The organism is Pseudoxanthomonas sp. GW835-FHT14C01, from assembly GCF_058793715.1.
This window is the reverse complement of record NZ_JBXAGB010000002.1, coordinates 1,347,478-1,370,515: the sequence shown is the minus strand read 5'-3', so window position 1 is coordinate 1,370,515 and position 23,038 is coordinate 1,347,478. Positions and strand designations below refer to the sequence as shown.

The following is a 23,038-nucleotide window of genomic DNA, read 5'->3' as shown; positions in this document are numbered from 1 at the left end:
GCCTGCTCCGTTTCGGTAAACCGACGCTAGGCGGTAGGACGTCAATTCGATGTGAATCCGGCAATGGTCTCAACTTGGGGGCTGGGCATCGGCAGAACACGCGCGGGAGCCGCACGCGATGCGCCGACCGCGGTATCCGCGTCGCGAATTGCCTCCGGCGGCGGCGACACAGCATGATCAGGCGCCGGATCCACAACGCTCGCCCCAGTCCATGGGGTGGTAGAGGTGGTGGCCTTCGTTCTGCGCCACAGCATCGAAGACGGCTTTGAGCCTTGCCGCTCGGGTCGCCGGCGTCCGCGATCTTGCACGGTTCTCAATTCTGGCAGCACTTAGTTTCCGCGAGCCCCATGCGTTCGGCCGTCCCCGTTACGCGGCCGCAGGATGCGCATTCGCAATGGCCTCTCGATGGCGGCCATCTGCGACACGCCATGGTGGATGACCACCTCCCGTTCCGTGCGGGTCGCCTCGATGTCCATCCCTATGACCTCAAACACGCGCGTGAGCACATATTTGTGGGTGCCGCTCTCCTCGCATACACCTTGAAGCCGACGCGCTCGGTTTCCACGGCTTGCAGCAGCAGTTCCTGCACTTAGGTGTTGTTGGGCAAGTTTGCCATTGTAGGTGACGTCCGCAGGGGGGGCTCTTTATCGACATAGGCCTGTTATGGTCGTGCAGCTTGGCTCCCGATCACGAGATCTTGATGAGTGTCGGGCCAGCGTCTAGCATCCGGCACGCGCAGGAAATTGCACACGCAGATTAATCGTCTAGTACAAAATGGAGGGCAGGATGGGACATCCGTTGCTGCGTCATAGCCCACATGGCACATCGTGGCATTGGGCTGAGCAGCTTGCGTCATTGCCATCGAGGGAGGAGCTGCAGATACCAAAAGGCGCGTCTCTCCTGCAATCGCGTGAACTCTCCCTTCGCAGCCATATCGTGGTTCAGGGCGCCCTGAAATCCTCGGTCCTAAGCGCAGGTGGCGACGAAACAACACTTGCGTTCCATTTTCCCAGCGAATTGGTTGCACTTCCCAATTCAAGTGCGGGATCGGGCTGCCTGGAGATCGTTGCGCTGGCGGATACACGCGTCTGCGCATTCTCGCTGGACGATCTGATGGCGGACCCACGCATTCTGCGTACGGTCAGGTCGAGGGTGATGCACGCCCTCCTGCAGCGCGTGCACGACGATTCGGACCACATCGCCTCGATGACGCGTCCACGGGCAGTGGATCGCGTCGGCATGTTCCTGGTAAGCCTGCACGATCGCACGGCGCGCTCCGAGCGGGTGCCAGATTGGCTTATGTTGCCCATGAGTCGCATGGACATCGCCAACTATCTAGGTCTGGTAATCGAGACGGTGAGTCGAAGTTTCACGAAATTGGCGGCATCCGGCATGATCGCCGTCGAGGGCCGAGGGGTACGCTACCTAGACCTTCCTCGTCTTCGACGCATGTGCGAGGGTGGTGCACGAGACATGGCGTGAGCATGCAAACGCCTCACCACGTGATGATCATGACGATACCGTGGGCTACTCTTGATGGCAAAGCCCCGCCGAAGCAATTCGTCTTTGACGACGTGGTAGACCTTTTCGAGCGTCTCAATGGAGAAGCTGATCGGAGTCTGTTCCCTCCCCAGTTCTGAGGCTGAATCGGCTTCATGTGGATCGCTGGCACTATTGCGGAAGTGCCGCCAACTTGCCTGGCGCAAGGAAGATCACCTTGACCGAGCCGGAGTTTGATCTATATAACTATTTCATCCTGGCCAAGCGCCTGCTGGCAGGCCTGCTTAGGGTGCGCCCTCTCTAAGGCTATTTTGCTTATGCCCTACACTAGACGATGAGCGCGCCTGGCGTTCGTACAAGAGATTTTAATGAGCAAGCCGACCTTGGACTCCATCGCCTCTGCCAAAGCCCAGCTTGAGGAAGAACTGCGAAAGCTGGAAGAGCAAGAAGTGCAGCTGCGCCAGCAGCAATCCAGCGATGCCTACGCCGAGGTGATGAGTCTGCTGGCCCAGTACGGAGCGTTGTTCACGGCCAAGCAAAAAGTCGACATCGTTACCGCGGCTGGATCCGCCAGCCCCGGCCGCGCGAAAAAGGCGGCGCCGAGCAAGGACATTGCGCCCAAGTACTGGTTGCCACATTCCGGCGAAACCTGGACCGGTCGCGGTCGCCCCCCGCGGGCCTTTACGGCTTGGGAGGGCACGGCCGCCTACAAGGAATGGAAGGCACGCCATCCCAACGAGAAATTTCCCAAGTTCCCCGGCTAAAGCAGGGGGCTTGAAACTGATCGGCCGCTGTTTTTAGAATTTGCGGGGGAGGCGGTTCTGGCCAGTGAATCATGAAAACGATCGTCGATAACGGGGCGGCGCTGGAGCTCAGCTCCGAGCAAAAGCGAACCAACTTTGACATCGCCTACTGGCAGGCGCGCTACAGCTTTGCCACTGGAGCCGGGTCCGCCCGGTTCCATGGGATCACGGTGGGATTCCACCCTTCCGAAGAGGCCGCCGAACGCGCTGCGTTGAGCGAGGCGCGCGAACAGGGATGGGGCCGGCGCCCTGATTAGCGGGTGGCTCGCCCTTGTTGCACACCCTCCATTATCGACTCTAGCGTAGGCGGTGCTATCCAGTATTGGTCCCCTAGCGCCGTGGCAATGGTGGTGAACACGCGCGTCAGGGCGCTATCGGGTAACGAGTGTGAGGGCGAGAAGCACAGCTTGCCCTCGTAGGAGCCTTGCGCCAGTTTCAATCGCCGCGGCAGCTCGCTGGCCAGGGTGTATTTGAGTATCTCAGCATTGCCGGGGTACTGCAGGCAGACCGAGGCCATGCTGCGGACCGTCGCCCAGCACGCATAGCGCCAGTGGCCCAAGCCGTAGCGGGCATCGTTGGGCTCCAGTAGCGCGCTCAGGCCTGCCAGATAAACGTCGCTAAAGTGATGGATGCGCAGTTGGTGTTGCAGGTAGGCATGGATTTCCTGGGGCAGCAGTTCCTGCCACACCCGCAGCCAGGTGGTAGCCAAGGCGCTTTCGTGCGCTTGGGTGGCCAAGTACGTCCGCAGCTGCTCCTCTACCTCTTCCAGCGGCGCATACGACCAGGTATAGGTCCAGGTCTGCTTTTCCCCACCGACCACGGGGAAACCATCGCACTGTCCGGGCAGATCCACCCGGATCAGTCCGAGCGTTCCCAGCACCGTGAGCACGGACTGCGTGCCCTCGACCGTGGGTGCCAACCGCATAGGGGAGTGGTGAGCTTGGATTAAGGCAAGCAGGTAGAGCGCGCCCCGGCCGCCGAGGTGGATGACGTCTGGAATGAGCGGCGCATCCGGACGCGGCGGGACGGCACGAACCGGCTTTGTTCTTTTCATGGGTCCAACACACCGGCCGGAAGGGGCGCAGCCCGATGCAGGAGGCCTTCATCGCGTTGCCTACCATCTAAGAATATCTTAGTATCCAAGCGTCCGTCACTTCGCCATCCTTATGCCTTCCTTGAGGGGGCGAAAGTGACCAGGCGGACGGCAGAACTTCCGGTTTTCGCGCGGCGTTTGGCGCTGGCGCGGGAAAGAGCCGGGTTATCCCAACGACAGCTCGGCATCCTGGCCGGCTAGGACCCCGCCGTGGCCTCACCGCGTATCAACCAGTACGAACGGGGCAAGCATGAGCCCCAGCTCAAGACCGCCAAGCAGCTGGCCGAGGTCTTGGGCGTGCCGGCGGCGTTGCTTTACACCGAAGACGAGCTCTTGGCCCAGCTGCTGCTGCAGTGGAACGGGCTTTCCGTGCGCAAGAAGAAGGCATTACTCAAAAGCATCGAGCTGGCCGGCGGCAGTCGGAAAACGCCACGCTGACCTAGCAGCACGCGTCCCAGGCCCTCAGGCATCGGGCTCCATCAGCGAGGCGGCCGGATTGTGGGCTACATCACCGGCCTGGAAATAGCCGATCGCCTGAGCCACGGAGCGGTGTTCGCTCAGCGCCATGAGGGCGGGCAGGGCGATGCCCCGGCGAGCGCCTTCGGTAATGAACCCCGAGCGCAGGCTATGCCCGCCAAAGTCCCCTTCCAGCCCGGCCTGCACGGCACGCCGCTGCACGATGGCCGCCACGGACTTGGGCGACAGCGCCGGTCCCACACGCTCGCCCCAGAGGCGGCGGAACAGGGCGCCCTCGGTGATGCCAGCGGCACTTAGCCACGCTTCCATCGCAGCGCCGGCACGACCGAGCACCGGCTTATCTGGCGTGGCGCTAGCGCCGGGGCCGCTTTGCTGGGTCTTGCTGTGCTCCAGGCGGTAGATGAATGCTGCAGGCCCGACACGGCGCAGGTCTTGCCAGTCGGCGGCGGCGATCTCGCTGCGCCGACGCCCGCCGCTGGCAAAGCCAAACAGCAGCAGCGCCGCATCGCGCCGTCCCTCGAGCGAGTCGTCACAGGTGGCCAGTAGGGCCTCAAGTTCGGCACGGGTGATGGCGCTCTTCTTGTGGGGCCGCTCACCGCGTTTGACCGACGCCCGCCGGCCACGTTTGAGCAACTGACGCACGGCCGGTGCCTCGCACGGGTTGGCCGCCTTGCGGGCCTGGTGGGCTGCCGAGAGCACCGCCACGCGATGCACGACGGTGCTGAGCTTGAAGGCACCGGTCTTCTGCTTCAGGCCCGCGGCCACGAGCTGGGCGTCCAACGTGGGCGGCAACTCCCATACCAATCCTGTCTTGCCGCGGCGGGCCAGATGGTCGACGACGAACTGGACCACGGCGGGCTCCGGGACGGGCAGGGCAATGGGCTGGCCAAAGCGGCCTTGGAACCAGGCAGCCCAGTAGCGCAGGGCGCTGGCGTAGCTGCGCGTGGTGTTGAGCGCGGCCGCTTCGGCCAGCAGCTCCTGCACCGCCTGGCGGGCCTGATGGGCGAGCCGATCAGGGGCCAGTAAGGGGGCATCGGCAGGAACGGGGGCGAGTATGCTAGATTTCATATGTAGTATGTATCTTGCAATACGAAACAGTGATGTTACTTCCGATAACTATCCCTTATCGGAAGTAAAGCACGAACACCCCTTTACTGGTAGTCGGAGAGCGTCATGGCCCGGGGCATTACCGAAAACGACGTCCACTCAGCAGCTGATGCCATCCTGCAGACCGGGGAGCGACCCACGGTGGAGCGCATCCGCGCCCACCTGGGAACCGGTTCGCCCAACACCGTGACACGCTGGCTAGAGACGTGGTGGCAGGCGCTAGGCCCGCGAGTGGCCCGTCACACCACGGCCATCGCGATACCCGCCGCGCCCGATGCGGTAGGACAGCTCGCCCAGCAGCTGTGGGAGCAGGCATTGGCGGCGGCCGACAGCCACGCGCAGGCAGGTGTGGCCGATGCTCACCGGCAGGTGGAGCAGCTTCGCCAAGAGTTGATGACGCAAGACCATGCCCGGGAAACACGGGTGGGTGAGTTCGTCGAGCAGGCGGGCCGGGCCACCCAGCGGGCCGAGCTTGCCGAGCAGCGGCTGGTGGATCTGCAGCACGCCTTTGAGGCACAGCACGCACAGATCGCCGAGCTCACCGGACAACGCCTAGCTCAGCAGGAGCGCGCGGACCGCCTGCAACACGAACTGGACTTGGCGCATCGAACCGCCACCGAGCGCGAGATTTCATGGACCGCCGAGCGCGACGCCATGGCCGAGCACGTGCGGTCGGTGGAGGATCGCGCCCACGCCGAGATCGATCGAGCGCGACAGGAGAGCAAGGACCTGCGGGTGCAAGGGTCAACAGACCAGCGCGCTGCCCAAGAGCGCGAGCATCTGCTGCGGCAGCAGCGCGAAGAGGCCCGCGCCGCCAGCGCGGCGGCGGAGCAGCAGGCCAGCGAACTACGCGGCCGGGCGCAGGCATTGGAGCAGCAATTGGCACGTTTGGCCGAACTACCGGCCGCGCTTGAAGCGCGTCTGTCGCAAGCACGCAGTCGCCCCATCAAGCGCCCCGGCGCTAAAGCAGCGGTGTCTGGACCCACCAAGCGCGCCAGCAAGACTCCGGCGCGTGCACGCTAACCGGAATCACGCCGGTGCCTACGACACCGTCCCGCTAAGCTTCACCTGATTTATGCGGCAGCGCAGGTTCAATGCGGTGCATGAGCACCGCTATCGCCAAGCTTGATAACGTCCGCGACAACCAAGGGCATCAGTGGGTAACGACTCTGGGGAATGGGGGACGCCCCAAGCTTGAGGTGGGCACCGTCGTGCAGATTGAAGCCGTGGCCTCGGGGGATGTGCTGTATGGCTTTGCCGTTGGGGATGACACCGTAGCGGTCTCCGCATGGAGCGATCACGGCACCTTCGAGTTTCATGTGCTCGAGCGCTACGCAGGAAAGACGGTGGTACTCCACGTGGCCGTACGCCGTCACGGCACCGTGGGGAAAAGGCATTCGGACTGGTTGGCAGAAGTGGATGATTTCTGGGTCATCCAATACGAGGTTGCGGCCGAGGATGCACGCGCGTGAATGGGCAGAGGTGTTGCTGGCCACCCATGAAACCGCCAGGCGGTAGCGCATGAAGCAACGTTACCGACACCATATCGAGCGCTTCTGCCAAGCCCGGGGCGTCGAGATTCCCACATCGTTCTATCGGGTGCCGACGAGCCGGTATGCGGCCATTGACGAATCCAAAGTGCCCTCCAGCCTCGTGGCCAAGACCTGGTTCAACAAGGAAAGTCTGTCCTATTACCTGAGCCGCGTGGCATCGCCCGGCACGGTGCGTGCGTTCGATTTCCATGAGGGGTACGAGATGGTCTTCGATGGTCAGGAAGTAAAGCGCGGCCCGCCCATCCCGTTGTGAGCTAGCGCTAGCGGCCACGAGGACACCGCCTCCGAGAACAAGGTAGTTCGCCCCGTCTTCACTCCGGCGGGGCCACTGTGCAGGGCATCAGGAGGCCCCCATGACCATCGCAGGCACGCCCCAGGATCAGTTCGCCCCCGGCGCCCCCAGCCGCCACCCGATCACTCTCCACGTCAACGACCATGCCTACCCCTTGGACGTTCAAGCCTGGTCGACCCTGCTGGATGTACTGCGCGAGCAGGTGGGTCTGACAGGGACCAAGAAGGGCTGCGACCACGGGCAATGTGGCGCCTGCACCGTGCTGATCGATGGCAGACGGCTCAATAGCTGCCTGCTGCTGGCCGCTTTGCAAGACGGTAAGGCCATCACCACGGTTGAAGGCTTGGCCAAAGGTGAGGTGTTACACCCCCTACAGGAGGCGTTTCTCCAACACGATGCCTTTCAGTGCGGCTATTGCACGCCGGGCCAGCTGTGTTCGGCCGTCGGTCTGATCAATGAGGGGCGTGCGCGTACGCGGGATGATGTCCGAGAGTTGATGAGTGGCAACATTTGCCGATGCGGGGCCTACACGCAGATCACGACGGCCGTATGCGAGGTGGCAGGCATCGACCAGAGTCGTGATCCCAATCAACCCATTGTGGTGGGGAGCGTGCCGGCATGAATCCCTTCGACCTGGTTGGCGCAACAGACACGGCAGCGGCTCGACGCGCGCTCGGATCCATCAACCCGAACCAGCCTCGCATTACGCGTCCGCAGTTCCTGGCCGGGGGGACCAACGTGCTGGACCTGATGAAGGCAGGCGTTACCCAACCGCCGCGCCTGGTCAGCATTGCCGATGTTGGCCTGAAGGGCATCACCTGGTCTGAGGAGGAGGGTTTGCGCTTGGGGGCCACGGCGCATAACGCCGACACGGCATACCACCCGCTGGTCAGCCAACATGCCCCGTTGCTGGCGTCGGCGATCCTGGCCGGCGCATCACCGCAAATCCGCAACGCAGCTACCAACGGCGGAAATCTGCTCCAGCGCACGCGCTGCATCTATTTCTACGATGTGGCATTGCCTTGCAACAAGCGCGCCCCCGGCAGCGGTTGCAGCGCCATCGGGGGAGTGACACGGCAGCACGCGATATTGGGCGCCAGCACGGCCTGTATCGCCACCCATCCTTCTGACATGTGTGTGGCGCTGGGAGCATTGGGTGCGCTGGTTGAAGTGGAGGAAGAGGCAGGCAAGCGGCTCATTCCGTTTTCTCGGTTCCATCGCTTGCCGGGCGAGCACCCAGAGCATGACACCGAGTTGCCTGCCGATGCCCTGATCACCGCCATTGTGATTCCGCCCAACGACTACGCTGCCCATTCGGTCTACCTGAAGATTCGGGACCGGGCCTCCTATGCCTTTGCACTGGTCTCCGTTGCGGTGGGTTTGGATCTGTTCGACGACGGCACCGTGCGATCGGCACGCATTGCCCTGGGCGGGGTTGCCCACAAGCCCTGGCGCATTGAGGAAGCGGAGGCACTGCTGGCCGGTGAGCGTCCCAGTGGAGCGGTACTGGACCGCGTGGCCGATCGCATCTTGGACGGCGCTGTGGGGCAGGGGGGGAATGACTTTAAGATTGAACTGGCCCGCCGGTTGATTGCGCGTGGTATCACCGTCGCCGCACGAGGCACGGTGACCAACGACACCGCGCACACGAATGAAGGTAAGGAGCGCCCACATGGTTAAGGCGCTGGACGATCTCCCTACGCCCGTCGCGGCGCCCGGTACAGGGCATGTCCGCAAAGGACAGCCACTCACCCGCATCGATGGACCTGCCAAAGTCCGCGGTCAGGCACGGTATGCGGCAGAGTTTCCTGCACAAGATTTGGCGTATGGCGTGGTGGTCAATACGGCCGTGGCCAAAGGCCGGATCACTGCCATCCATCTCGACGCCGCGCTGGCGGTCGAAGGTGTCTTGGACGTGCTGACGCACGAGCGTCGCCCGTCCATGCGCTCAGCGCGGCTGTTTCACAAGGATATGGTTGCCCCGGGCGGCAAACCGTTTCGTCCTCTCTACGATGATCGTGTGCTCTACAGCGGGCAGCCGGTCGCGTTGGTCGTGGCGACGACCTTCGAAGCCGCCCGTCGCGCGGCCATGCTGGTTCGTGTGGACGTGGAAACCGAGCCCCACGAAACGTCACTTCGCGCCCATCTGGACAAAGGCCATGCACCCAAGGGGTTGAAGTTTGGCTTCAAGCCCCCGCCGAAGGAGAAAGGGGATGCCTCGGCAGCCTGGCACAACGCGCCGTTCCACATCCAGGCAACCGCCTACGCGGAGGCCCAACATCACAATCCCATGGAGCTCTTTGCTACGACCGTGGTGAGAGACGCCAAAGGGCGCATGGTGGCTCATGACAAGACGCAGGGATCTCAGAATTGCCGCTGGTATGCCTCGCACGCGCTAGGCATTCCCAAGTCTCGTCTCACGGTGCGTAATGCCTTTGTCGGCGGGGCTTTTGGCTCGGGCCTTCGACCCAACTATGCATTGCTGCTGGCCGTCATGGCCTCCGAACACCTGGACCGCTCCGTGCGCGTGGTGTTGTCACGCCAGCAGATGTTTACCTTCGGGCACCGACCCGAAACCTGGCAACAGATTCGGCTCTCGGCTGATGGCCAAGGGCGATTGCAATCCATCGAGCACGACGCGCTGACCGAAACCTCCCGGGTAGAGGACTACTCCGAAGTAGTAGTGAACTGGTCAGGGCAGTTGTACGCCTGTGACAACATTCGGCTGTCGCACAAGTTGGTGGATCTGGACCGCTTTACGCCGATGGACATGCGCGCTCCCGGCGCGGCGCACGGCGTACATGCTTTGGAGGTCGCCATTGATGCCATGGCCTATGAGGTCGGCATGGACCCGCTTGATTTTCGGCTGGTCAACTACGCCGATGTCCACCCGACCGAAGACAAGCCCTTTTCCTCCAAAGCCCTTCGGGAATGTTTTGCGCTAGGGGCTGAGCGATTCGGATGGGCGGACCGGCCGCTGGAAACCCGAGCCCGGAAGATAGGGACCGAGTACGTGGGGTGGGGCATGGCAACCGGCACGTGGGATGCCTTGCAGATGTTCGCCCGCGGCAAGGCGGTCTTGGATCGTGAGGGCCGGCTGGTGGTCAGCAGCGCGGCCACTGACATTGGGACGGGCACCTATACGGTGATGGCACAGATCGCCGCCGATGCTATGGGACTGCCTCTTGAGCAGGTCACCTTCCGACTAGGCGACTCGACTTTGCCTGTTGCACCTGTGGAGGGCGGATCCGCCCATGTGGCGACCGTGGGCTCGGCGATCGAAGGCGTCTGCGACAAGCTGCGAGCCGAGCTGTTGAAACTGGCCAAGCGGGATCGGGAAGGGGATTTCCGGGGCTGTAAGGGCGAGGACGTCGAGTGCTCGGAAGGCATGCTGCGGCGTAAGGATGGCGGCGCAGCGATCTCTATCATTCAGCTGATGGCCTTAGCCAAGGACGACACGATCGAGGCCAGTTACCTGCTTTTGCCCAACCAGCGCGAACAGTCCAAGTACGCGCGGGCCACGCATTCGGCGGTGTTTTGCGAAGTGCGCGTAGACGAGGCCTTGGGCACGGTACGTGTTACCCGCGTGGTGAGTGCCGACGTCCCCCCGGTTTTGAGTAGCACGGCGATCTGGAGTCCAATCCCTCAACCCAAGGAGATTGGACGTGAAGAAGCGTTTTTCGGACGAGCAGATCATCGGCTTCCTGCGCGAGGCCGAAGCCGGCGTGGCAGTGAAGGACCTGTGCCGGCGGCACGGGTTCAGTGAAGCCTCGTACTACCTGTGGCGCAGCAAGTTCGGCGGCATGAGCGTGCCGGATGCCAAGCGCCTGCGCGAGTTGGAGACGGAGAACACCCGGCTGAAGAAGCTGCTGGCGGAGTCGCTACTCGAAAACGAGGTGACCCGCGAGGCGCTGCGAAAAAAGTGGTGACCGCACCGGCGAAACGCGAGCTGGTGCGGCATCTGATGGACAAGGGGCTGAGTGAACGGCGGGCACTGGCGGTGGTGCGCATGAGCGCCAGCGCGTTGCGCTACGCGCCGCGACCGGATCGCAACGTCGAGTTGCGCGAGCGAATCCTGGCGCTGGCGCAGCGGCACAAGCGCTACGGCGTTGGGATGATCCACCTCAAGCTTCGACAGGAAGGACGGCTCGTGAACTACAAGCGCGTGGAGCGGCTGTACCAGGAGGCGAAACTGCAGGTACGACGGCGCAAGCGCAAGAAGGTACCGGTCGGCGAGCGGCAGCCGCTCTTGCGGCCGACGGCGGCGAACCAGGTGTGGTCCATGGATTTCGTGTTCGACCGCACGGCCGATGGTCGGGTCATCAAGTGCCTGACGGTCGTTGACGACGCCACTCACGAAGCCGTGGCCATCGAAGTCGAGCGGGCGATCTCGGGTTACCGGTTGACGCGGGTGCTGGATCGTCTGGCCTTGAGTCGCGGCCTGCCCAAGGTGATCCGGACCGACAACGGGAAGGAGTTCTGTGGCAAAGCCATGGTGACGTGGGCACACGAGCGCGGCGTGCAGTTGCGGCTGATCGAGCCGGGCAAGCCGAACCAGAACGCCTACGTCGAATCGTTCAACGGCCGCCTGCGCGACGAATGCCTCAACGAGCACTGGTTCACCAGCCTACTGCAGGCTCGGTCGGTGATCGAAACGTGGCGCCGCGAATACAACGAGGAAAGACCGAAGAAAGCACTCGGCGGGTTGACGCCTGCCGCCTACGCAAAGCAGTTGGCCGAGATCGGCTACAGTAACCCCGGACTCTAAATCACCCCGCTACTGAAAGTGGGGGGACGTCGCGAGCACCACTGCCAGGTACAGCCAGCCCTCGTGCGTGCGGATGTAGGTGATGTCGGTGACCCAGTGCGTGTTGGGCGCAACCACGTCGAACTGCCGATCCAGGCGGTTCGGCGCGACTGTCGAGACCCGGCCACCACGAGGCCGCGGACGACGCCCGTAACCCACCTGCGCCTGCAAGCCTTCCTTCTTCATCAGCCGCGCTACGCGATGCTTGCCACAAGCCTCGCCTAAGTCGCGCAAGTCGTCGGTGACCTTGCGGTAGCCGTAGACCGTACCGCTCTCCAGCCACGCCTGCTTGATCATGCCAAGAAGACGTTGATCCTCGCGATGGCGATCGCTATGCGGCTGGCGCTGCCACGCATAAAACCCGCTGCGCTGCACGCCCAGCACACGACACATGCTTGCCACGCGAAACTCGTCCAGATGCGCCTGCATGAACGCGTACTTCGCCCTTATCCCTTGGCAAAGTACGCGGCGGTGAGTTCAACCCGTCGACGCAACGGCTTGGCTCAGCTTAGCGGCTGGCGTCTGGAAGCCCAAGGTCTTACGAGGTCTTTCGTTGAGACGTCTGGCGATCTTGTTCAAGAATGCCTGCGAATGGCGGGATAGATCCGTGCCGTCGGGGAAGTACTGCCGCAGAAGGCCATTGGTGTTTTCGTTCGAACCGCGCTGCCAAGGGCTTTGCGGATCGCAGAAGTAGACCTGCGTGTCGGTCGCCACGGTGAAGTTCTTGTGGCTGGCCATCTCACCGCCTCGATCCCACGTCAGCGATTTTCGCAGCGCGGTTGGCAGTGTTTTCACTTGCCGGCTCAGCGCCGAGACGACGCTGTTGGTGTCCTTACCCTTCACTTTCACCAGCATCACGAAGCGCGAGTGCCGTTCCACAAGCGTCGCGATGTGGGAATTGTTGCTGCCCGTGATCAGATCACCCTCCCAATGCCCTGGCACGGCGCGATCTTCGACCTCCGCCGGACGCTCCCGAATCGATACCGCGTCGATGATCCCGCCGCGAGGCATCGCGGTGGCCAGCTTTGAGTGGCGCATACGGCGACGCGTGCGCAGGTGCGCCAGGAGTTCCTTCTTGAGCAGGCCGCGCGCCTGGATGAACAAGCTCCGGTAGATCGTTTCGTGCGACACCTGCAGTGCCTGGTTGAGCGGGAACCTCAGCTTAAGCCAGCCGGCGATCTGTTCCGGCGACTACATACAGTCAGCCATTTGGGCACGGCCGCCAAATGAACTGGGCAGTGTCCCCAAATGAACTGGGCACCTCCGCCGAGCATCTGGGCAGTCATTCCTTCGTTCGCCGGATCACGTAACGAGCTTGCAACTCAGAGCCACCCAACCTGCCGCTGAGTACCCGACAATGAGTTATCTCAGTTAATCGCGTACTGGACATACGACCGCCACGCGACTACTCACGGGTCGAAGGTTGTGGACGTTCCAGCCGTACCAGCGATCCGGATCTGCGGAGATGATGATGCTCTGGGCGTCTGAATCTACAAGCTGGACTGTCGCAATCGCATCTTTGCTAACAAGCACTTGAGCTTCTGAGTTGGGCCCAATACCCAGATCCAACATGAAGGATGGTGGAGCCACAGTAAAATGCCCTTTTCCAAGCGGAATTCGAGGTAAAGGTCTATCTTCGGACGCCTCCCACTTGGATCTGTGCTCATCGAACCAGCTCTCAAGGGAGGCGTCGAGACGTTTTTCTTTGAGCTGGTCAACAAGATGCTGACAACGGGCAACGGTACTGTTTTGCTCGGAGAAAAGCGTAACTGCTGCGTACGCGATGCCACCGAGTAGGACCGCTACGACGGCCACAAACGCTATCTTACGCATCTTACTTTCCCTGCATACGGCCAGCCATTTGGCCGCTGGCGCCAAATAGACTGGTGAATGTCGCCAAATGAACTGGGCACCTCCGCCAAGCGTTTGGGAAGCCAGTGCTTCGTTTGGCATGGCACATAACGAGTTTGCAAGGCCGATGGACTCAGCCCTGCGTTGCGTGTTCAACCACGATGCGGGTTGCTGTCACATAAGCGCTAAAGGCGTGAGTTAGCTCTGCAGAAGATTCGGAAACATCGTAGATCCTGAAGCCATCAATTGCGGATCTAACATCGACAGGTTTTCCTGAAGATTCAAGCTCGTGGAATCGCATCCCGAGAGCATTTTTTGCTGGAAGTTCGATTAACCATGGCATCCATAACAAAACTGCGTGACCTTCACGAACGGAAGGCTTCGCGCTGAGTCCGAATGCCATGCAAGCTGAATCACCAATCGCGAACGTAGACACCACCCTTCCATCGACGAATTTTTTGATACTTGAGAAAACACCGGCATTTTCTTTTACATAGCTTGAGATGGCAGCAACCACGTCGGCGTCGCCTGAAAAGCAGATGTCGTTATAGCGAGCAAGAGCTTCCGACCTGAAAGTGGCTCGGGCACGCTCTGCGATCATACTCGCACGTTCTTGAGCAACAGTGCCGTTAGCTTTGAACACTTGTAGAGCACGCTCTGGAGGGAGAAGGCTTTTCCCCTGACTAGCAGCTGCTCTCAAGCCATCTAGATAGGAGGAGACGTAGCCGTCCCCCGCACCCATCGGGCTTCCTGAATCTTTCTTTGCGGACAGTATTTCAGCAGCACGCTCCTCGTCGTACCGATCGAGCTCCTGGCTTTCCTCTTGTGTGGAAAACATAAGGCGACGCTCTTGAAGGACCTTGAATGCGCCGAAACCGCGCATGACAAGTTGTTCCTCGATATGTTTTATGGCCAAGCCCGCCTGAAGAAAACGGAGGTTCCTCAGGGGGTTCTGACTGTTCATTCGTTGCTCTCGGCTGATCGCCATCCACTGACTAGTTTTTTGCTTGAGCCAATACAACCTTGACTGCTGAATCATATGCGCGCAGCGAATGAGAAAACTCTCGCGCTGTTTCGCCACTGTTGTAGAGCGAAAATCCCGCGATAGCGGATCCTACGTCTATTAGTTTCGCTTCACTCAGCGTTGAGATGTGTGCGCCCGCCAAGTTAGCTGCTGATTTTCTTATCAGATATGGCTTCCACGGCATATCGAAGCCGGCTTCAGAAATACGCGGCAACCCGCCGACAGTCATTGCAATGCACTCTTCTTCGCCCACGGAATAGGTGTACAGAACAAGGCCATCACTAACCTTCTTATGGATTAAAGTAGCTCCCGTAGCATTGGCATACGAAGCTACAAGTGCCGCAGCACCTCCAAGAGTCTTGATTTCCGAGGTGTCGTCGGACTCTAGCGTTGCCTCGGCAGCTCGTTGATGTCTACTACGCGCGGCGAACTCCATAACGAGCACGCGAACATCCTCTCGACCCCGCCCAATCAGTTCGGCTGCTTTCATTCCCGGATAAGTCGCTTGTCCCCTCTCGACTTTCGCTCTGATTTCTTGAAGAAATGGAGAGACAAACCCGTCTCCCGCATGATGGAAGGCACCAACATTTCTACGGGCAGTCAGCACTTCGCTCGCACGCTCTCTCTTGAACTGTCGGTACTGATCGATCTCATGCTCGTTTGCGAAAAGGAGAGCTCGCTCTTGCTCGATCAGAAAAGCACGAAACCCTTCCTTCAAGAGTGCAGCTTCAACATGCTCGATCCTCTGCCCCGCCATTAGGAAATTGTAGTTCTCTATCATTTTCTCGCCTCATCGACAGAATGGAGGGCGTACACAGACGGGCAGTCGTCCTGCGGGCGCGTATTGCATGCTTGGCTCTCTCTGATCAGACGGAAGAACGATGAGTCTGTATTTCGGACTCTGGCTAAGAAGCTTCTTGGAGTAGAAGACCAATCCAGAGTTGGCGTTGTGTGGATCATTGAGCACATTGATCTCATAGAGTCTATTGCTGAAGAAGGAACTGGTCCTAACCGTGAATGAACGACTTCCCAAAAGTGTCCTTGCATCCCCCTTTCGATACAGAGGTCCTGCTGCGTCAACGTATCCTTGGACCTGATCGTGCGCGTACACGTACTTGTAGCTGTTCATGTAGCTCTCGGGTTTGATCTCGAAAATAGCCGATCCTACGACTAGGTCTGTGTAGCCATCCCCCCAGCCCATATCGCCAACCCTATTTCGGGTGACGAATCCGGGTCCATATATTGCGGCTTCATTCTGATAGATGATGTCATGCACTTGACGCCCAACTTCAATGTCTTCAGTAAGGCCGTGCAACTCATCGTTGAACGCCCTGCTGAAAGCTGCCTGCATCGCGCCATTGCCGAACTTTCCACCTGTAAGCTCTGACACCGTACCGCCCACCAAGGCAGCTGCTGCAACGCGTGCTGGAGCGGCTCTAACGGCACCGCCACCGATTCCATCAATCATCGGCGACGTTAGCTCAGCTACTCCTGCGCTCAGGAAACCATGTCCGAATTTTCCGCCTTGCAACCGCGACATCACACCGCCGGCCACGCCGTGACTGAGCACTTTGTTGGCGAACTGATCGCCTGTCAGTCCGGTACCGAACACGCCCTTGAAGTCAGCCCCGTTGGCCGCCTGTATCTGCTGGAACTTGGTGCCTATCCCGTAGAAGACCGCAGCTGAGAACGCGCCGAACAAACCGCCCTGTAGCGTCCCCGTGCTTACATAGCCACTGACGAAGCCCACCAGCATGGCCGCCCCCAACTTCGTGAACACTGGCGCCAGATACGGCATGAAGATCGTGCCCACGATGGCGATGATCAGCCCCAGCGCCTGCCGCAGACTGAAGTTGCCGGTCGGATCGGTATAGACAAGCGGGTTGTTGAACACGTAGGTGTAGGCGTTCCAGCTCTGGCCGTTCGTCGGCGCTTGGATCAGCGGATCGGCCTGCAGGAACCGCCCCAGCGTCGCATCGTAGATGCGGCCGTTCATGTGAATGACGTCCGTGCCATCCACGTACTCGTGCCCGGTAAAGCCGCGCGGGGTGTTGGATGAGGCGGAACCGCCTCCGGCCGGGTTTCCGAAGGCGCGTCGCGCACCGAAGGTGGCGTAGTCCAGCGCTTCGGCAACGCTGCCATCGATATTGGCGATGCGGATCAGGCTGCCCAGGTGATCATGGAACAGGAACTTGGTCGCCTGGACGATGCCCCCGACCACGGTTTGCAGCGCCACGCCGGCTACATACCGTCGTGCGCTCTGCAGGCCGTTCTGGATCAGGATTTCCACCCCGCCGATGTACAGCGTCGTGGTGGTGCCGTCCTGACGCTTGTAGCGCTGCCCGTCCGGGCCGTACCAGAACCGCGTGGTCTGGCCATTGCCCATCTGGATCTCGTGGGCCTTGCCATCGGCGGTGTACCGGATGGTGCGGTCGTTGCTGCTACCCGGCGCGTCACGCAGCGTCTGGTTGCCACGGTCGTCGTAGTAATAGAACGTGGCAGCCGCGCCATCGCCGGTCCTGTTGACCGCGTGGGGGCTGTTGGCCACGGACGTGACCGCCGCTGCGGTGGTCGCGGTGCGGGTCAGCGTAGCCAATTGAGCGCCAGCAGTGGGCAGCGCGATCTGCTGAGAAGCCGCTCGCGCCGGTTTGGTTCTGCGCTGCCAACCGCCACCTTGCGGGCGCTCGAAGCCAAGCGACCAACTGTCAGCTTCGTCGTCCCAGCTTGCCCGGTCATCGTCCGCGCTGTAGCGGCGGTAGCGGGCTTCCGGCGCAAGCATTTGACCGCGATTGAGCGCAGGTGCGATAGCGCGTGTCGCTGCACGCGGGAACAGAGAGGGCATCGTTGTTGATTGGCTGGCCAGCGCGGGGATGGCCGTCGCCTGCGCCATTGGCAATGCGCCAACGCACCCGTCGGCACCGGGATAGCCATAACCCAACCCATCCTTGCTGCAGATGTTGCCGAGTTGGTCGTAAGCATTGGCCAGCAGCACCTGGTTGACGGTGATGCCATTGGCCATGGTCAGCCGTCCCTCGGTCACCCGGTTCAGGCTGTCGTAGGTGAACTGCTCCAGGTAGCGGCCTTCCTTCTGGTGCGAGGCCAGGTTGCCGGCCGCATCCCACACATAGCCTTCCTGCACCAGATTGCAGGCGGTGTTGCCGGCACAGATCTGGGTCAAGCGGCCGGTAAGGGCGTGATACTGCCTGCGGACCTCCATGTTCGCTTGGCCTGCACGGATCTCGCGGCTGACGTTGCCCCAGGCATCGGTGGCCAGTGTGCGGTTGTAGGTATCGACTGCACTACTGCAGGAAGGATCCGGATCGAGCGCATCGCTGGCGCACGTAGCTCGAGCACCGCGTGCCCCGAACTCGGTTTTGCTCCACGCACCACTGGCATCGCGCGCCTTCCACGGGCGGCCCAGCGTGTCGTACTGCACTTCAGTGCCGAACATGCCCTCCTCGAGAATGACGCTCATGCCGGCGGGCCGCCCCATGGGGTCATAATGGAACTGTCGGTCGTACTGGGTCGCTGTACCCGCCTGACCCGCCCATGCGGCGTACTGGCCCGTGGTCGTTTCCATCACGGGCTGACCACTTGCATTGACCTGATTGTCGTATTGGGTCGTGGTCTGGCTTTCGATTGCACCGCCGGGCAATTTGGCGGTGATCCGCCAAGCACGTCCTCGCGCATCGATCTCGCGCTCGGTGCGATAGCCGCCATTGTCGGTCTGGGCAATCACTTCGCCCAACGCGTTGTATTCGAGCGTCGTTGTGCCCGTGTCAGGATCTACCTGCTGAATTTTGCGACCCAGCACATCGTAGGAGAAGGTATTGGTGATCGTGCCGGCGCCTGCGTTGCGGGCCACGCTGGCCACGTTGCCATCGGCCTGATAGCTGAACTGCGTGGTAAAGCCGCTGGCATCCTGCATGGACAGCACTTCACCCTTGCCGTTGACCACCTGCACGGTCGGGTTGCTGCGCTGATCCCACGCGGTGGTGGTCCGACCCGCGTACTGGGTGCTCTGCTGGGATCCATCCGGCGCTTGGATCAGCGTGGGACGGCCCAGCAGGTCGTAGGTGGTGGTCGCCCACGCCCGCGAGGGCGCGCTGCAGACGCTGCCGACATCGGACGGACCGGTGGTGCCCGCCGTGCCAGACAGGAAGAACGGCACGGATGTTTTCGCCACGCGTCCGGCACCGTCGTACTCCGTGCAGGTAGCCGACACGTCCTGGTCGATCACACCGACATTGAAGGTCTCGCCGGCTTTCATGATCGGGCGGCCCAGCACGTCGAACCAAGTCCATTGGCGGGCGGCCGCGGTGGCGGCGATCTGCTGCCTGAAGACCGCCCCGACCGGGCATGGCACGGCGCCCGTGCCGCTACACCAGCGGTATGTGGTGGTGCCAGTGATACCGCCATTGCCAGGCGACGCCCCCGGCATGGTTTGGCTCCAGCTGAAGTAATCTCGACCTAACGCTCCCTTGATCGCCAGCGATCGCACGCCATTGACGTCCAGCACGTCAGTGGCTTCGCCGAAGATGTTGCGAGACACAACGTAGGTCGTCCGCCGCTCCTGGCTCCCCATTACGTCCGAGAAGGGCTCGTAGGTAGCCACCGGGAAGCGGCCCTGGGCGTCGTATTCCACGCGGGAGTAACGGCGGATGGCATCCAGGATCGAAGGTTGGAACACGAAGCCCGACACTGAACAATCAGTGGCGGGTGCGGCACATGTGACCGACTGCAGTCGATTGCCAAACTCATCCAGCGCATAGGCTTTGGCGGAGGCTAGATTCGCGGCGGCGCCAGGCTGGGTCTGCTCCAGCGTCAACAAGCCTGTCTTGGCACCAGCCATCGCGTAGCCGAAGCCTGCCGTACGCACCACATCCGGATAGCCCGGCCGGCGATGGGTGATGGTGCTGGCAGTCAGGCGTCCGAGTCGCCATGCGCCGACATCGTCGCTGTACGTGTTCTGGGTGATCTGCGTAGCCGTCAAGGTCGAGGCGCCGGTGTAGGTATCCACGACCGTCTGGGTCACGTTGCCATGACTGCCATAACTGAAAGCGGTGGCAACCTTGCTGGTGACCTCGCCGGTAAAGGGATCGCGTAGGGACTCCTCGCTGCCCTGCGTACGGACGTGGATCGGGGTCTGGGTGGCCAGCGAGGTGGGAGCCATCTCCCAGCTCTGCACGCTGTTGGAGAACCACTGCCCGCCCAAGTCAGGGTGCGCCGCACCAGGCCCACCGAAGCAGCCGTTGCCCGGTGTGGCGGTCAAACAAGCGGACACCGCATACGGGCTGGTCACCGCCTTCTTGACCGTCTGCATTGGCATGCCGGTGAAGGGGAAGTTCTGGGCGTAGGTGCCCATCGTCACCACATGCCCACCGGTCTGGTTGGGATCGATCGTCTCGATGCTGCCAAAGCCCAGGAAGCCACGACCACCGGCCTGTACGCGAGCATTGGCATAGCGGTAGTACAGGCTGGCCATGGCAGCGGGATCGCCGGCCCGCGGCGCGCTGCTGCTGGCCTTGGCCACGACGTAGGTCGGCGCCAGCAGATCCACGACGGGTGAGCCTCGACCCCAATTGAGCCCGTTGCGCGAGCCGGTACTGCGGCGGTAAATCGCGGTGTTGGTGAGGGGTGCGTACTGCAGTTGCGTCGTGGCGCCCAGGCCATTGATGATGCTGGTAATCAGATCTCGCGGCTGGAATGCTTGGGCGCTACGCGAAAACGCCGTGCCGACCGTGCTGCCGGAGAAGCTCAGCGCCTGGAAATCCATGTTTCCGTCGCCATCCACATCGCCGAAGATGGGGACATGCTTGTTCTGGTCGCAGCCGCTGCCTTGGCACAGGCGCGCATTGCCCCCTGGCAGCGTTGCGCCGCTCGCGAATCCGCCTTCGGGCAGGGCGCGCCGCACCGCGTAGCCCTTGTAGGTGCCGTAGTTGACCAGATACAGCATGTCGGCGCGGCCATCGCCGGTCACATCCAAAAAGCGCGCTTGGTCGCGATAGTCGGTCAACGTCAACGCACCGCCGCCGACAAAGTAACGACCGTTGTTCAGGGCATAGCCCCACTCGGAGTTCGAGGTGCTGCGCACCGCACGATCGCTCAGACCATCGCCGTTGAAATCGGCGAACACCACGGCGTGCGGATTGCCGACCGAGACAACATCGAAACCTGCCAATGACACCGTGCTGGCAGTCTGAGCCTGCACGGTCAGCGCGTATAGCGAGTCGGAGGTGACCCGTTCCCAGCACGGATCATTCGGTACGGAGAAAGCGACGGCGGTGCCTGCGTCCTCCTCATCATTGTGGAAGCGCGAAATGAAGCCGGGTGTTCCGTCGTCATTGACTCGACGTTCGAGTGGGCCGATCTCGCATCCTGGAAAGCCGGTGAACACATCGGCACGGGTAGTGATGCGAATCAGCAAGTCCGATGCCGCATCGCCGTTGAAATCCACCATCTGCATGAAGCCGGTCTTGGTGGTCAGCGTGCCGGAGATGGTGCGCTCGCAGTTGCGCGTCATGTTGTCGAACGGATCGTCACAGCCCAGTGCCGGCGGCGGCAAGGTGGTCTCATCCACGACCACGGACCGCTCGGCACCCCAGGCGAATCCGCCAGCCTGGCGCTCCATCAATCGTGCCCGCAAGGTACCGGTGGTGGGATACACGATGTCGGTCAGGCCATCACCGTTGAGGTCGGCCAAGTGCACTTGGGAAGACTCAGCCGTGGCGGAGGGCACGATCGGAGACAGGCCCGCGATCAGGTTGGTGGCCATGTCGAAATGCACGCCGTTGGAGGGGTGCACGCGCCAGCCTTGGCCGGTGAAGCTGGAAACGAACAGATCATCCAGCCCGTCGCCGTTGTAGTCGAACAGATGCCAAGCGCCCTCACCACGATCGGTGATGTTGGCCGGCACGCAATTCCACGTAGCGTTGGCGTAGGCCGGCTGCCCGCTGGCATTGAGCGTGCCCAGCATCGAGATCACCCAACTGCCACCCGAGCACCCGGTACCTGCCAGGTACAACACCGCAAGGTCCTGGCGACCATCGCCGTTGATATCGCCCAGCTTGAAGTTCTTGAAGTGATCGGTGGCCAACGTCAGATTGGGCGGCGCCTCGTACGTGGCGAACGTGTGGGTAGCCGTGCTCCAGCCGAACATGGTGGCCGCCGAGCAGACAGCGCCTGTGTTGTCCCGGCATTCCTGCAGTCCGACGAGCGTGTCCTGGCCACTGCCCGAGGGCGAAGGGGCATAGGTGAGCACGTAATGCCGTGCCTGCTGGTCGGTGGGACAGCCGGTACCGGCACTGGCGCAGCTGGTAATGCTTTCTAGGCGTTGCGTGGCGGTGACCATCCCGCCGGCGAAGTAGCCGCGACTCCACTGCGCGCTGGGCAGCGTGCTGTAGTTGAACTGCACCTTGGCGTAGGGCGCACTGGAGACCGACTGTCCGGCCAAGGCTACCTTGCCGGTGTAGCGGATCTCCCGGATATGGTGCTCTCCGGTGCCGGCGCCGGAGGGGTTCTCGTTGTAGAGATAGTCGATGTAGTTGCCCGTCGAATCCTGGAAGCGGGTCTGCGCCCAGCTGATCGCCGCACCGGGATTGAGCGGGGACGTGGTCTCCACGTATCCATCCGGACGGGTGGCTCCACCGCTGTTGCTGTCCCGGTCGCCGTACCAGCTGATCGAGCCATCCTTGCGCTCGACGGTGAAGAATGTCGGGCCGGTCGTAACGCCAGCAGGCGTGTAGGCGCACACGCGCGTAAAGCTCTCAAGCTCGGTAGCCAGCGCGGCGCCACTCATGCCGCCGGCCGAGGGGCACGAAGCACTGGAGGCAATGAGCCGCTGTCCGTCCAGGCAGAAGCGATCAGCTTCGCCAAAGCTGATCGGCCGAGGATTGCCATCCGGTGTGGTGCCACCCAGGAAGTCGCCCGCCTCTCGGGTCGCGCGACACCGTGTGATCGAGGACAGCCCTGACAGGGCCCAGCCCTTGCCCAAAACGCCGTAGGCGCCCTGGCTGGAATAGGTTAGAGCGAGCTGGGGCGCCACCCCCGTGGTACCAGGCACGGCGTAGATCGGCACGCTGTAGGTGGCTGCGCCAGACTCGTCTACCCGGAACTCGCCCGCAGTGGCCGACACGCTGTCAGACAGCGGATCCGGGCTTACCAGGACCTGCGGCGGCAGGTTGCCGCCGGTCACCCGCGCAACCACCTCGAACGCAAAGAAGCCTAGCGGCGTCAGGATGAGGCTGGAGACCAGCAACAACAGCGCGGCAGCGCCGACGGAAATGCGCGAAGAAGCTTGATCGGGCATGGCGGAACTCCGTTTCCGCAGCGGTCAGTGCCCGCGCGGTACGTCACAGTGGCAACGACAATCCCCTTTGAAGCCCTACTGCGACCGGCCCCCACCGGGATTGCAGACTGCGAAGTCGATCACACCCCTGACCCCGCACGGGCGCAGTATCCGAGCCGGGCATCCGCTCTGCAATGGGTTGGCTTTGTAAACGCATGTATGTGACAGTGGGACTTCTGCACGC

The 23,038-nt window shown here is 61.9% G+C and carries 17 protein-coding genes and 3 pseudogenes; 12 read left to right on the top strand and 8 right to left on the bottom strand.

Features of this window, described 5'->3' with window-relative positions; translation table 11 throughout:
- Nucleotides 1-786: 786 nt before the first annotated feature.
- From AC1Q5B_RS13180 to AC1Q5B_RS13165, 4 genes are all read left to right on the top strand, one after another.
- Entirely contained in the window at nucleotides 787-1,482 is a 696-nt protein-coding gene (locus tag AC1Q5B_RS13180) for a Crp/Fnr family transcriptional regulator (protein ID WP_198147000.1), read from the top strand.
- A gap of 175 nt (nucleotides 1,483-1,657) precedes the next feature.
- Nucleotides 1,658-1,804, top strand: a complete 147-nt coding sequence (locus AC1Q5B_RS13175) for a hypothetical protein (RefSeq protein ID WP_492632047.1) — start codon at nucleotides 1,658-1,660, stop codon at nucleotides 1,802-1,804.
- Between the two features lie 64 nt (nucleotides 1,805-1,868).
- Nucleotides 1,869-2,264, top strand: a complete 396-nt coding sequence (locus AC1Q5B_RS13170; protein ID WP_062351759.1) for an H-NS histone family protein — start codon at nucleotides 1,869-1,871, stop codon at nucleotides 2,262-2,264.
- Nucleotides 2,265-2,335: 71 nt separating this feature from the next.
- Entirely contained in the window at nucleotides 2,336-2,560 is a 225-nt protein-coding gene (locus AC1Q5B_RS13165) for a hypothetical protein (protein ID WP_062351756.1), read from the top strand.
- On the opposite strand, the gene AC1Q5B_RS13160 is transcribed toward AC1Q5B_RS13165, so the two are convergent.
- Nucleotides 2,557-3,357 carry a hypothetical protein gene (locus AC1Q5B_RS13160; protein WP_232310165.1) on the bottom strand — a complete coding sequence of 267 codons (801 nt, stop codon included), beginning with the start codon at nucleotides 3,355-3,357 and terminating at the stop codon, nucleotides 2,557-2,559. The genes AC1Q5B_RS13165 and AC1Q5B_RS13160 overlap by 4 nt on opposite strands.
- A 249-nt stretch (nucleotides 3,358-3,606) precedes the next feature.
- On the opposite strand from AC1Q5B_RS13160, the gene AC1Q5B_RS13155 reads away from it, so the two are divergent.
- A complete protein-coding gene (locus AC1Q5B_RS13155) occupies nucleotides 3,607-3,834 on the top strand; it encodes a helix-turn-helix domain-containing protein (RefSeq protein ID WP_492632046.1) in 228 nt (75 codons plus the stop codon).
- Nucleotides 3,835-3,858: 24 nt separating this feature from the next.
- Here AC1Q5B_RS13155 and AC1Q5B_RS13150 read toward each other — a convergent pair whose 3' ends face one another.
- On the bottom strand, nucleotides 3,859-4,941 hold the full coding sequence (locus AC1Q5B_RS13150) for a site-specific integrase (RefSeq protein ID WP_492632045.1): 1,083 nt from the start codon (nucleotides 4,939-4,941) through the stop codon (nucleotides 3,859-3,861).
- A 105-nt stretch (nucleotides 4,942-5,046) separates the two neighbouring features.
- On the opposite strand from AC1Q5B_RS13150, the gene AC1Q5B_RS13145 reads away from it, so the two are divergent.
- The 7 genes and pseudogenes from AC1Q5B_RS13145 to AC1Q5B_RS13115 all read left to right on the top strand — a co-directional run bounded on the left by AC1Q5B_RS13145 (nucleotide 5,047) and on the right by AC1Q5B_RS13115 (nucleotide 11,593).
- Nucleotides 5,047-6,003: a DNA-binding protein gene (locus AC1Q5B_RS13145; protein WP_492632044.1), complete on the top strand. Its 957-nt coding sequence runs from the start codon at nucleotides 5,047-5,049 to the stop codon at nucleotides 6,001-6,003.
- Between the two features lie 80 nt (nucleotides 6,004-6,083).
- The gene (locus AC1Q5B_RS13140) at nucleotides 6,084-6,452 is read left to right on the top strand and encodes a hypothetical protein (protein ID WP_492632043.1); all 369 of its coding nucleotides are present in this window, start codon (nucleotides 6,084-6,086) and stop codon (nucleotides 6,450-6,452) included.
- Nucleotides 6,453-6,501: 49 nt separating this feature from the next.
- Entirely contained in the window at nucleotides 6,502-6,786 is a 285-nt protein-coding gene (locus tag AC1Q5B_RS13135) for a hypothetical protein (protein WP_062351743.1), read from the top strand.
- Nucleotides 6,787-6,886: 100 nt separating this feature from the next.
- Nucleotides 6,887-7,447 (top strand): (2Fe-2S)-binding protein, encoded by a 561-nt coding sequence (locus AC1Q5B_RS13130; protein WP_062351740.1) that lies wholly within the window; start codon nucleotides 6,887-6,889, stop codon nucleotides 7,445-7,447.
- Nucleotides 7,444-8,505 (top strand): FAD binding domain-containing protein, encoded by a 1,062-nt coding sequence (locus AC1Q5B_RS13125; protein WP_062351738.1) that lies wholly within the window; start codon nucleotides 7,444-7,446, stop codon nucleotides 8,503-8,505. Before AC1Q5B_RS13130 ends, AC1Q5B_RS13125 begins: the two co-directional genes overlap by 4 nt.
- Nucleotides 8,498-10,486 (top strand): annotated as a pseudogene (locus AC1Q5B_RS13120) (xanthine dehydrogenase family protein molybdopterin-binding subunit); the annotation flags it as partial. The gene AC1Q5B_RS13125 and the pseudogene AC1Q5B_RS13120, both read left to right, overlap by 8 nt.
- A 4-nt stretch (nucleotides 10,487-10,490) precedes the next feature.
- A protein-coding gene (locus AC1Q5B_RS13115) for an IS3 family transposase (RefSeq protein WP_454259061.1) occupies nucleotides 10,491-11,593 on the top strand; the annotation gives its coding sequence in 2 pieces (ribosomal slippage) (nucleotides 10,491-10,749 and nucleotides 10,749-11,593; 1,104 coding nt in all).
- A gap of 33 nt (nucleotides 11,594-11,626) precedes the next feature.
- Here the strand turns inward: AC1Q5B_RS13115 and AC1Q5B_RS13110 are convergent.
- The 6 genes and pseudogenes from AC1Q5B_RS13110 to AC1Q5B_RS13085 form a co-directional block, all read right to left on the bottom strand.
- Nucleotides 11,627-12,103 (bottom strand): annotated as a pseudogene (locus tag AC1Q5B_RS13110) (IS3 family transposase); the annotation flags it as partial.
- A gap of 6 nt (nucleotides 12,104-12,109) precedes the next feature.
- A pseudogene (locus AC1Q5B_RS13105) lies at nucleotides 12,110-12,823 on the bottom strand (IS30 family transposase); the annotation flags it as partial.
- Between the two features lie 180 nt (nucleotides 12,824-13,003).
- Nucleotides 13,004-13,465: a hypothetical protein gene (locus AC1Q5B_RS13100; RefSeq protein ID WP_492632042.1), complete on the bottom strand. Its 462-nt coding sequence runs from the start codon at nucleotides 13,463-13,465 to the stop codon at nucleotides 13,004-13,006.
- A gap of 151 nt (nucleotides 13,466-13,616) precedes the next feature.
- A complete protein-coding gene (locus tag AC1Q5B_RS13095) occupies nucleotides 13,617-14,447 on the bottom strand; it encodes a hypothetical protein (protein WP_492632041.1) in 831 nt (276 codons plus the stop codon).
- 31 nt (nucleotides 14,448-14,478) lie between these two features.
- Entirely contained in the window at nucleotides 14,479-15,288 is an 810-nt protein-coding gene (locus tag AC1Q5B_RS13090) for a hypothetical protein (RefSeq protein WP_492632040.1), read from the bottom strand.
- Nucleotides 15,289-15,297: 9 nt separating this feature from the next.
- Nucleotides 15,298-22,815: a toxin TcdB middle/N-terminal domain-containing protein gene (locus AC1Q5B_RS13085; RefSeq protein ID WP_492632039.1), complete on the bottom strand. Its 7,518-nt coding sequence runs from the start codon at nucleotides 22,813-22,815 to the stop codon at nucleotides 15,298-15,300.
- Nucleotides 22,816-23,038 lie beyond the last annotated feature (223 nt).

Coding starts and splice junctions, on each gene's coding strand:
- AC1Q5B_RS13170 (WP_062351759.1), top strand. CDS start 1,869: ATGAGCAAGCCGACCTTGGACTCCATCGCCTCTGCCAAAGCCCAGCTT.
- AC1Q5B_RS13150 (WP_492632045.1), bottom strand. CDS start 4,941: ATGAAATCTAGCATACTCGCCCCCGTTCCTGCCGATGCCCCCTTACTG.
- AC1Q5B_RS13135 (WP_062351743.1), top strand. CDS start 6,502: ATGAAGCAACGTTACCGACACCATATCGAGCGCTTCTGCCAAGCCCGG.
- AC1Q5B_RS13180 (WP_198147000.1), top strand. CDS start 787: ATGGGACATCCGTTGCTGCGTCATAGCCCACATGGCACATCGTGGCAT.
- AC1Q5B_RS13140 (WP_492632043.1), top strand. CDS start 6,084: ATGAGCACCGCTATCGCCAAGCTTGATAACGTCCGCGACAACCAAGGG.
- AC1Q5B_RS13095 (WP_492632041.1), bottom strand. CDS start 14,447: ATGAACAGTCAGAACCCCCTGAGGAACCTCCGTTTTCTTCAGGCGGGC.
- AC1Q5B_RS13100 (WP_492632042.1), bottom strand. CDS start 13,465: ATGCGTAAGATAGCGTTTGTGGCCGTCGTAGCGGTCCTACTCGGTGGC.
- AC1Q5B_RS13130 (WP_062351740.1), top strand. CDS start 6,887: ATGACCATCGCAGGCACGCCCCAGGATCAGTTCGCCCCCGGCGCCCCC.
- AC1Q5B_RS13085 (WP_492632039.1), bottom strand. CDS start 22,815: ATGCCCGATCAAGCTTCTTCGCGCATTTCCGTCGGCGCTGCCGCGCTG.
- AC1Q5B_RS13090 (WP_492632040.1), bottom strand. CDS start 15,288: ATGATAGAGAACTACAATTTCCTAATGGCGGGGCAGAGGATCGAGCAT.
- AC1Q5B_RS13160 (WP_232310165.1), bottom strand. CDS start 3,357: ATGAAAAGAACAAAGCCGGTTCGTGCCGTCCCGCCGCGTCCGGATGCG.
- AC1Q5B_RS13145 (WP_492632044.1), top strand. CDS start 5,047: ATGGCCCGGGGCATTACCGAAAACGACGTCCACTCAGCAGCTGATGCC.
- AC1Q5B_RS13125 (WP_062351738.1), top strand. CDS start 7,444: ATGAATCCCTTCGACCTGGTTGGCGCAACAGACACGGCAGCGGCTCGA.
- AC1Q5B_RS13165 (WP_062351756.1), top strand. CDS start 2,336: ATGAAAACGATCGTCGATAACGGGGCGGCGCTGGAGCTCAGCTCCGAG.